Source organism: Fusibacter sp., assembly GCF_057447755.1.
The window spans coordinates 1-2283 of record NZ_JBVBZF010000446.1; the positions used below are offsets into that span (position 1 = coordinate 1).

The 2283-nt window shown below is 37.7% G+C and carries 3 protein-coding genes; all 3 read left to right on the forward strand.

Going from position 1 to position 2283, the window contains the following annotated elements; genetic code table 11:
• On the forward strand, positions 1 to 844 hold an 844-nt coding region (locus AC220I_RS21450; RefSeq protein WP_486725910.1), incomplete at its 5' end, for a chemotaxis protein CheA.
• A gap of 11 nt (positions 845 to 855) precedes the next feature.
• Positions 856 to 1320 (forward strand): chemotaxis protein CheW, encoded by a 465-nt coding sequence (locus tag AC220I_RS21455; protein WP_486725911.1) that lies wholly within the window; start codon positions 856 to 858, stop codon positions 1318 to 1320.
• A 14-nt stretch (positions 1321 to 1334) separates the two neighbouring features.
• Positions 1335 to 2283, forward strand: a 949-nt coding sequence (locus tag AC220I_RS21460; protein WP_486725912.1) for a hypothetical protein, incomplete at its 3' end; no start/stop codon positions are given.

A 2283-nucleotide genomic window follows, 5' to 3' on the forward strand; every position in this document is an offset into this window, starting at 1 on the left:
GAATGTTATTGAGAACATCACAGATCCTTTGATGCATATTATCAGAAATTCCATGGACCACGGGTTGGAAACCACAGAAGAACGTATCGATATGGGGAAACCTGAATACGGCACCATTATACTTGAGGCGAAGCATTCAGGGGGGGACGTATGGATTATCGTCAAAGATGATGGCAAGGGCCTTGATCGAGAAAAAATACTGGATAAATGTGAAGATCGAAATCTCCTTACCAAATCGAGGGCAGAGTATCAGGATCGGGAAGTTTATGAGATGCTCTTTGAACCCGGTTTTTCAACAAAGGAAGAAGTAACAGAGTTTTCCGGTAGAGGTGTTGGACTAGATGTAGTGGCAAGAAATATCAAGAAACTTGGAGGAACAGTCATTGTTAATTCAGAGCTGGGTATCGGTACTGAATTTGCTATTAAAATCCCACTGACACTTGCCATAATCAACGGTATGATGATGCAGGTCGGAAAGACAATTTTCTCAATCCCAATTATTTCTATAAGAGAATCCTTCATTGCCAAGGATAGCGATATTACAAAAGACCCTGATGGCAACGAGCTTGTCATGGTAAGGGGACAGGTCTATCCAATATTGAGGCTTCACGAAAAATATGGCATTGCAACGGATGTGGTCGATTTTAATGAGGGTATTCTGATTATGATTGAGGAAAACGGCAAGGAAAAAGTTTTTTTTGCTGATGCGATATTAGGTGAACAGCAACTGGTTGTTAAAAGTGCCCCTAAGTACTTGAAATCAATAGATGGCATGACAGGATTTGCGCTGCTAGGCGATGGTAGAATCAGCTTGATTTTAGATCCTGACAGCCTAGTCAATTAGGTGGTGATATGATGAAAAACAAGCACATTGAAAGCAATGATGAATATAAAACTATACCCAAAGAAATGGTCAAATATTTGACTTTTCAAGTGGACAAAGAGGTATACGGATTTGATATCAACTACATAATCGATATCAATAGAATTCAAGAGATCACACTTGTACCTCAACAGGATGCATTTGTGAAAGGGGTAATCAATTTGAGAGGACAGATTATCCCGGTAATTGAGATTCGTTCACGGTTCGGAAAGGTCTTTAGAGAGTACGATGATAGAACCTGTATCATCGTGATGAACTTGGAAGAGTTTACAGTAGGCGTGATCGTGGATACTGTTTTAGAAGTCGTATCTGTTGACAAACAAGAGATTACGTCTCAAAAGAACTTTGACAAAAAAAGTAGATTTGTACAGGGCATTACCAAGAGCAATGGTCATATGATCACTTTAATGGATATTGAAAAGCTCTTATTTGAATAGAAAGGAAGATGAGTATGTTAAAAAATAGAAAAATTGGCTCCAAAATTATAATTGGAATCGGAACAATGGTTTTAATCATAAGCTTAGTCATTGGATATACTATATATAATCTAAATCTCCAAAAACACCAAGCAGAAACAATGCAGGACAATTATCTGACAGCACTTAGAATTGCAACTGATTTTAACAACAATGTTAAAGATGTCATGTATAACAGTAGAGCATATGGCTTATCTGGCACAGAATCTTATTATGACGAAGCCATGATATCCATGCAGGGCGCACAAACCAATCTACAAGAGCTGAAAGCTTTTATAGATGAGCAAAATGCAGTGGATTTAACCGCCGTCTACGATGAAGGTGTAATGGCCCATTCGGAGTATCTGGCACTTATTGAGAAAACACATAACGCTTACATAAACATGGAACAAATTACAGGTCAACTTGATTCATCTGCTGCAGAATTTGTAAGTAAAATTACAATGTATTACGATGATCAAGTTGATAAGTTAAATAATCAAATCAATTCAAATGATAACGCCGCTAACTTAAAAGCTAGAAATGAAAAAATTATGATGGCAACTGAAATTTTGAATTTGGGCAATACCGTTAGAGTCAGAAATCAAAAGGGCATTGCCACAAAGAGCTCTTCTGAAATCAAAGCAGCCACTTCAATTTTCGATCAAATTGATACTCTCATTGAGGCTTCTGAGAAAGTAACAACACAAGAGTACAATTTGGAGCAACTTAAAGCGGTATTAAGTGCAAGTGAAACCTATCGATCAAATATGAACAAAATGGCAGTCTTGTTTGATGAAATGGTCATCACAGGAAATTTGCGTGCTGAAAAGGGTAATATTCTAACCGATTTAGCCATGACCATCGCCCAAGATGGCATGAAAGATACCAGTAACAGCGCATCAGAAACAATTTCTGCTGTGAACGCAACAACACAAGTTTTAA